The organism is Symbiopectobacterium sp., assembly GCF_051710365.1.
Lineage (GTDB): Bacteria > Pseudomonadota > Gammaproteobacteria > Enterobacterales > Enterobacteriaceae > Symbiopectobacterium.
In genome coordinates this window covers 1-7,306 of sequence record NZ_JBPETA010000152.1, presented here as the reverse complement: position 1 = coordinate 7,306, position 7,306 = coordinate 1, and the positions used below count along the sequence as shown (strand labels likewise).

Annotated in this window: 7 protein-coding genes and 2 pseudogenes; 3 read left to right on the top strand and 6 right to left on the bottom strand. The window is 52.3% G+C overall.

The features are described from left to right. Window positions 1-312: 312 nt before the first annotated feature. Window positions 313-861, top strand: a complete 549-nt coding sequence (locus ACTBDZ_RS13090) for a gamma carbonic anhydrase family protein (RefSeq protein WP_438815641.1) — start codon at window positions 313-315, stop codon at window positions 859-861. Here the strand turns inward: ACTBDZ_RS13090 and ACTBDZ_RS13085 are convergent. The 6 genes and pseudogenes from ACTBDZ_RS13085 to dprA form a co-directional block, all read right to left on the bottom strand. Beyond that, window positions 846-1,103, bottom strand: a complete 258-nt coding sequence (locus ACTBDZ_RS13085; protein ID WP_438815640.1) for a DUF1488 domain-containing protein — start codon at window positions 1,101-1,103, stop codon at window positions 846-848. The two genes, ACTBDZ_RS13090 and ACTBDZ_RS13085, sit on opposite strands and share 16 nt — an antisense overlap. After that, entirely contained in the window at window positions 1,100-1,927 is an 828-nt protein-coding gene (gene aroE, locus ACTBDZ_RS13080) for a shikimate dehydrogenase (protein ID WP_438815639.1), read from the bottom strand. The genes ACTBDZ_RS13085 and aroE overlap by 4 nt, the downstream gene beginning before the upstream one ends. A gap of 15 nt (window positions 1,928-1,942) precedes the next feature. Beyond that, window positions 1,943-2,512: an L-threonylcarbamoyladenylate synthase type 1 TsaC gene (gene tsaC / locus ACTBDZ_RS13075; RefSeq protein ID WP_438815638.1), complete on the bottom strand. Its 570-nt coding sequence runs from the start codon at window positions 2,510-2,512 to the stop codon at window positions 1,943-1,945. Next, window positions 2,505-3,060, bottom strand: a pseudogene (locus ACTBDZ_RS13070) (topoisomerase DNA-binding C4 zinc finger domain-containing protein). Before ACTBDZ_RS13070 ends, tsaC begins: the two are co-directional and overlap by 8 nt. Window positions 3,061-3,081: 21 nt before the next feature. Then, the gene (locus ACTBDZ_RS13065) at window positions 3,082-3,555 is read right to left on the bottom strand and encodes a DUF494 family protein (RefSeq protein ID WP_438815637.1); all 474 of its coding nucleotides are present in this window, start codon (window positions 3,553-3,555) and stop codon (window positions 3,082-3,084) included. Then, window positions 3,527-4,651 (bottom strand): annotated as a pseudogene (gene dprA / locus ACTBDZ_RS13060) (DNA-protecting protein DprA). Before dprA ends, ACTBDZ_RS13065 begins: the two are co-directional and overlap by 29 nt. Window positions 4,652-4,766: 115 nt before the next feature. Here dprA and def point away from each other — a divergent pair. Together def and fmt are read left to right on the top strand one after the other, a co-directional pair. Continuing rightward, a complete protein-coding gene (gene def / locus ACTBDZ_RS13055) occupies window positions 4,767-5,276 on the top strand; it encodes a peptide deformylase (protein WP_438815636.1) in 510 nt (169 codons plus the stop codon). 42 nt (window positions 5,277-5,318) lie between these two features. After that, window positions 5,319-6,272, top strand: a complete 954-nt coding sequence (gene fmt / locus ACTBDZ_RS13050; RefSeq protein ID WP_438815635.1) for a methionyl-tRNA formyltransferase — start codon at window positions 5,319-5,321, stop codon at window positions 6,270-6,272. Window positions 6,273-7,306: the final 1,034 nt, after the last annotated feature.

Genomic DNA, 7,306 nt, shown 5'->3' with positions numbered 1-7,306 from the left:
TGTCGCGAGGTGGCGTATACTACGCTTTCCTCTTTAAGAGTCAACGATTATTTTCATTTGAAAGTGAATCGTTTTTCTCTTGCTGACCTCGCCTTGAATCGCTTCGTGTCGTGTCAACGGAGGCGCATTATAGGGATCCCAATAATTTACACAACCCCTTTTTTCATCTTTTTTCCTGTTCGCGCGTTTTTTACCCCCTTCGTTGAGATCCTGCGCAACCCGCGCTATTTTCAACCTACTTTTGCTGCTTCTGGCAGCAGCAGGACCACAATTAGGGTAAGTTACTCTTTTCGAATGTATTGAGAGGTAAATATGGGCTCCCACGCATTGCGTTCTTATAAGGATGCGCTCCCCACTGTCGGGAAAAACGTGATGATCGATCCGTCCAGCGTTGTGATCGGCAACACGACGCTTGGCGATGATGTCAGCATCTGGCCATTAGTCACGATCCGTGGCGACGTACATGAAATCCACATCGGCGCACGCACTAATATCCAGGATGGCAGCGTATTGCACGTAACTCACCGCTCAGCGAGCAATCCGCAGGGTAATCCGTTGATCATTGGTGAAGAGGTCACCGTAGGCCACAAAGCCATGCTACACGGCTGCACCATCGGCAACCGCGTATTGGTCGGTATGGGATCGATCCTGCTTGATGGCGTTATCGTAGAAGATGACGTGATGATTGGAGCGGGCAGTCTGGTACCGGCCGGTAAGCGCTTGCAGAGTGGTTATCTCTATCTTGGCAGCCCAGTGAAACAAATCCGTCCACTGACAGCAGAAGAGATCGAGGGTTTACGTTACTCCGCCAACAACTACGCCACCTGGAAGAACGACTATCTGGCTCAGGACAGCGAGTAATACCCCTCACTGTCATCCTGTTCATTGAGCACCCGAGCTTCGAAAAGGTCTTCGATATCCCAGCGGTGCTCTCTGAACAACGCCAGCCAGCTATCCGCATCAGTTCCCCCAAAACGCGTCTGAAGTTGCGCGGCACTGATACGGCATTCACGCTGAAAACCACCGATCAATACAGGGAAGTAGATCATACGATCCTCTTCGCTCCACGCTTCGCGATCGGGGAACTGGATCGCCTGATTCATGCGTTAAGTGCTTTTTTCATCTGTTCGATCACCGGAGTGGTATCTGGCATCACGCCGTGCCAGAGGAAGAACGCGTGTGCCGCCTGATTGATCAACATACCAAAACCATCCGCCAACTGTGATGCCCCCTGCTGCTGGCACCACAGCAAAAACGGTGTCAGGCTGGTCTGATAAAACATGTCATAACAGCGCGTAGAGGCCGTGATCAACGAAGCAGGCAGCTCGGGAATATCGCCAGCGATCCCTGACGAGGTGGCGTTGATGATCAGATCGAAGTTTTCGCCTTCCAGTCCATCCAGTGGCAACGCGTCAATCGGCACCACCGGCTGAAACAGTGTCGCGAGCGCTTCTGCCTTGGCAAACGTCCGATTGGTCACCACCAGCGAACACCCATGGCTCAATAGCGGCTGAATAACGCCACGGCTGGCACCGCCCGCACCGATCAACAGCACCCGATCCTGCGGCGTCACCAGCGCAAGACGCTGCAAATCACTTAGCAGTCCGATACCGTCGGTATTATCCCCCAACAGCCGACCGTCTTCGAGACGCTTCACGGTATTGACCGCTCCCGCTAACGAGGCGCGCTGGCTCAGTTCATCGACTTCCTGATAGGCGCGTTCCTTGAAAGGCATGGTGATATTCGCCCCTAACGCCCCTGCCTGAAAAAAATCACGCAGCGTTTGTTCAAAGCTGTCCAGCGGTGCCAACAGGCGTTCATACGTCAAGGGGATCCCGGTTTGCTCAGAAAACAGCGCATGGATCTGCGGCGACTTGCTGTGCGCAATAGGATGACCAAAAACCGCGAATGACGTTACTTCATACACCGTTATCTCCACTTTTTAACCTTGTCGTATCAGGTTGCCCGTCAAGACATCCCGAATTTCAGACGGATTCTGCCGCCCGGATGTTTCTCCGTGCAGAACAGGAAAAGCCTCACCAAACTGTTGCAAAACCTCTTGTGCCGTGCGGCACGGCGGCAGTCCGGTCAGATTAGCGCTGGTTGACACGATTGGCTTGCCAAACGCCAGGCAGAGTTCACGCACAAGAGGATGCGCGCTGACGCGCACCGCCAACGATGAGAATCGCCCAGTCAACCAACGTGGCGTACTCGGCCTGGCGGGCATCACCCACGTTACCGGTCCCGGCCAGGAGGCAAACATCACCGCCTTTTGCTCAGCGCTGAGCTGGCTGTCATCAATATAGGGGGTGAGCTGTTGATAATCAGCCGCGATCAGGATAAGCCCCTTTTCGACAGGCCTTTGTTTCAAGGCCAGCAGTTGCATCCCTGCGGCTTCGCTGTCAGGATCGCACCCCAAGCCGAAAACCGCTTCGGTAGGATAGGCGATGACATTCTGCTTTATCAGTTCCTGAATGACAGAAACCGGTTGTTCATTTACTACATTACTCATTGGTATCAACTTCTGCCGTTACCGGCTTTCCACAGGCTTTACTGGCGCAAAAACGTTTGACGCCCTGCGCCGTTTTCTTTTCGAACAATAGCGAATAGTGGCAGGTTGGGCACGTCCCCGCCACCGGTTTATGATTGAGCGCAAATTGGCACTCTGGGTAACGCTCACAGGCGTGGAACACTTTGCCAAAGCGCGATTTACGTTGCAGCAGTTTTTTTGCCACATTGTGGACAGGTTAATGCGGTTTCATCAGGACGGTCGATGACCTCAGTATGGTCACACGCCGGGTAGTTGCTACAGCCAATAAACATGCCATAACGCCCCTGCCGCAACACCAGCGTCCCCTGACAGTGCGGGCAGAGTTGCCCAGCGAGTTCCTTCACAATATGACCATCCGCATTGGCTTTCAGCGGACGGACAAATTCGCACTCCGGGTAGCGCGAGCAGCCCAAAAAATGGCCGCGGCGGCTGGAGCGAATCACCAGCGGCGCGCCGCACTCAGGGCAGCACTCCGCCTTTTTATCCGCTATAAGCGCAGGGATTACCATGGTTTATTCTGACTTGTCGGTTTAATGCAAATACTCCTCATCTGCTTCAAACAGCAGATCTTCCATTTGCTGGTAGGCGTTTTCACATCCGGGGAGATTGAACAACACCATGAGGATCACCCAGTTAAGATCGTCCAAATCGAACGATAAGGTATCCAGCGCCATCACGCGATCGATCACCATCTCACGCGTTTCAAGATTCAACACGTTGATTTGCTCCAGGAACAGCAAAAAGCCCCGGCACTCGGTGTCGAAGCGCTGCTCCTCTTCCTGCGTATAAATGCGCAGTGCATGGGGATCGCTTGCCAAGGCAAAAGGCACTTCTTTGCCTTCCTGCAAATCCGCCAGGCACTCCAGCCAGTTCAATGCGCTATAGATATCAGCACGATCGAACCCCGCCCGCGTGAGGTCATCAGTTAACGCATCCTGATAAACGCGTAGTTCCGTTTCGTTGTGGATGTAAGTTTCAAACAAGTACATGAGTACGTCGAACATGGCCAGCCCTCCTCAATCGGACATAGCCGCCGGGTACTGCTTCTATCCATCCTGCTAACTCCAGATCCAGCAACTTACCTACTACCTCTGGCACAGTTTGGCCCGCACGTTCAGCGACAACATCAACAGGTGTAACCTCATCTCCTACGTTAGCCAACACGTCGGCAAATGGCAATTCCACATCGGCGTCCAGAGCAGAAATAGTTTCATTTTCGCCAAGGGGCAGCCACGATAACCCACTGCCCAACTGTTCAATGATGTCTTTAGGGCTGGTAACCAGATAAGCCCCCTGCTGGATGAGCCAGTGCGTGCCTTGTGTCATTGGGTTATCCAGCGCGCCCGGTAGCGCGAAGAGATCGCGATTCTGCTCCAACGCACAGCGCGCTGTGACTAAAGAACCGCTGCGCAGGGAAGCCTCGACAATCAGCACGCCGAGGCTCATCCCACTGATGATGCGATTACGGCGGGGAAAATTGATTGCCCTCGGGGGTTCATTCAGGGGAAATTCGGAGACAAGCGCACCACCTTGCTCCACCAACCGCTCTGCCAGCGCGCAATGGCGGCGGGGATACGTCTGCTGCAATCCATTACCCAGCCCGCCACGCTTTTCCCTCCTGCATCCAGCGCCGCCTGGTGCGCCACGCTATCGATGCCTAATGCCAAACCGCTGGTAATAACAAAACCATTCAACGCCAGTTCCTGCGCAAAATAGTGTCCCCCACTGCGCGCCATACGCAGAAGGGTAGCGGCTGCCGACCATAGCCAGTTGAGGGGCACAGAGAAGCTGAGGGTTACCACGCACAAACAGTGCCCGGGGCGAAGCGGGGATCTGCCGCAATAATGGGGGGTAACGCGAGTCTGCGTACGTAAGCAGATGGTGAGTCGGTTCCTCCAGCCAGCATAATAATACCGTTTCACACTCCTTTTCATCTTGCGAGAGAAATTGCGCGACCTGCTCTTCGGACAAGGCCAGCGCAGATAGTGCCTCGGCAGTTACCTTTGCCAGCGGACGCAATTGCTCCACCAATTGCACCGTTTTCACCGCATTGAGGCGTCGCACGTTCATTAACCGCAGCCACAGCTCCACGTCCTGCATGCGTTCATCCTTGTGCCATTGCGCTTTACAGGGCAAATGCTGTCAATCAGAACCGTAAATGTCTAGAATAGATCCAGATACGCTTTCATCAACCGGATAAAGATCGAAATCAACTATGTCAGTTTTGCAGGTATTACATTTTCCAGACGAGCGGCTTCGCACTATCGCGAAACCTGTCGCAGAGGTTAATGCAGAAATTCAGCGCATCGTCGATGATATGTTCGACACCATGTACGAAGAAGAAGGCATCGGCCTTGCTGCGAGTCAGGTGGACGTGCATCAGAGCATTATCGTGATTGACGTTTCCGAAGAACGCGATCAGCGTTTGGTGTTGATCAACCCAGAGCTGCTGGAAAAAGACGGCGATACCGGTATTGAAGAGGGTTGTCTGTCCATTCCTGAAACCCGTGCGCTGGTGCCGCGCGCTGAGCGCGTGAAGGTCAAAGCGCTGGATCGGGAAGGTAACCCCTTTGAGCTGGAAGCTGATGGCCTGTTGGCAATCTGTATCCAACACGAAATGGACCATCTGGTTGGCAAGCTGTTTATTGACTATCTCTCGCCGTTAAAACGCCAGAGAATTCGTCAGAAGCTGGAGAAACTGGCACGACTGAACAGTCGTCCATAGCACTCGCTCACTATTTCAGGCTCTCTATTTTCAGGAAAAATCGTGCCCGCATCATCCCCCTTACGCATTATTTTCGCTGGTGTTCCTGACTTCGCAGCGCGTCACCTCGACGCGCTGCTTGCTTCACCACATCAGGTGGTTGGTATGTTTACCCAGCCCGATCGACCGGCAGGCCGAGGCAAGAAGCTCACACCCAGCCCGGTCAAAGTGCTGGCCGAGCAGCATGGCGTCCCGGTGTTGCAACCCAAATCGCTGCGTCCGGCAGAAAGCCAGCAATTGGTCGCTGATTTACAGGCCGATATTATGGTGGTAGTGGCCTATGGCTTGCTCCTGCCGCAGGCAGTGTTAGATATGCCGCGCCTGGGCTGTATCAACGTGCACGGCTCACTGCTACCGCGCTGGCGCGGTGCGGCCCCCATTCAACGCTCGTTGTGGGCCGGAGACACCGAAACCGGTGTAACCATCATGCAAATGGATGCAGGGTTGGATACCGGTGCCATGCTGCATAAGCTGTCATGCCCGATAACGCCGCAAGACACCAGCGCCTCGCTGTACGATCGCCTGGCAGAGCTGGGCCCGCAAGGGTTACTGACGACGCTGGCATCACTGGCGCAGGGAACGGCTGTCGCAGAAAAACAAGATGACAGTCTGGCGACTTACGCCGAAAAACTGAGCAAAGAAGAGGCTAAGCTTGACTGGTCACTCAGTGCCGAGCAATTGGAACGTTGTATTCGTGCGTTCAATCCTTGGCCTGTCAGCTATATCACCATTGACGAGCAGCCGGTTAAAGTGTGGAAAGCCAGCGCATTAGATGCTGACCACAGCGCACAACCCGGCACGATCATCAGTGCAGACAAGCAAGGTATACAGGTCGCCACCGCGCAAGGCGTACTGAACCTGCTGCAACTGCAACCTGCGGGCAAAAAACCGATGTCGGTGCAGGATCTGCTCAATTCGCGTCGCGAATGGTTCACTCCAGGCAACGTACTGGCATAATACACTCATCCATTAAAAGGCATCGCGTCTGCTGTTATAGCAGTAGAGTTAAAACAAATAAAAACCATAAATATCAATATATTGACTGAATTTATCGCTCAAAAAATAGGCAACAAAGCACGACAATACACGACTTTTTTATCAATAAGTTACCGTCCATTTCGACCTGCCGACTACGCCAGAATCACCCAAATTTGGCCGCCGCACGCCCCACATTTGACGAAGGAAATCCCATTCGCTATAGTCGCCTTCAGCTGCTTAACACACGCTAAATAGCTGTTCCTAATACCGCTACACCCTTCACAAGCCTTGTGGCACAAGGGATAGTCAGCTTCCCGTCCCAGAAGCCTTTTATATCAAGGCTCAGGAGTGGTAGTGATGAGCAGCAAAATAATCACCTATAGTTATCAAGTGATCTACTATTCTGAACAGCTATTTAGTTCTTTAAGCGTAGCATCTCGACAAGCGCAAAGAAATGATGCAATGGTGGGCTGATTGGATAGGATAGCCATCTTGGCATTCACACCGAATTTTTACGCCATAACATGGCACATTACGTCACCGTACGACACGTGCACGGCACGCAGATCTTAGTGGTTGGAATCGGCGGACGATTGGTTTAATTGATGGGTGAAAGCGCTCGACCTCATAGCCGAGCGTCGAGGTTTGTTACTCAACCCCTCATATTAACAAATCAAAAACGAAATACCTTTTCAGCACCAAACCACTATCAAAATCAAAAAAATGACGCATATATTTACGATATCCTTTCACAAAAGGTAGATTCGTTAAAAATCATCTTTAAAGTGAAATCAAAGTATTTACATTGACCGAACTTGTTTTTTCACTCGTTTATTTTATCCTATGAATGGCTTTGTTGAATAAATAGAAAGTTTGGGTAATCATCGGGGCTTTGTTGAATAAATAGATTTTATGCTGGCAGCCAAGTGAAACGACGGATCCTCGCAACGCAAAATCATGCAGTTAGGCCCCATGAGAAAACTGTACACCTAAGATGACAAGCATTTTCTACC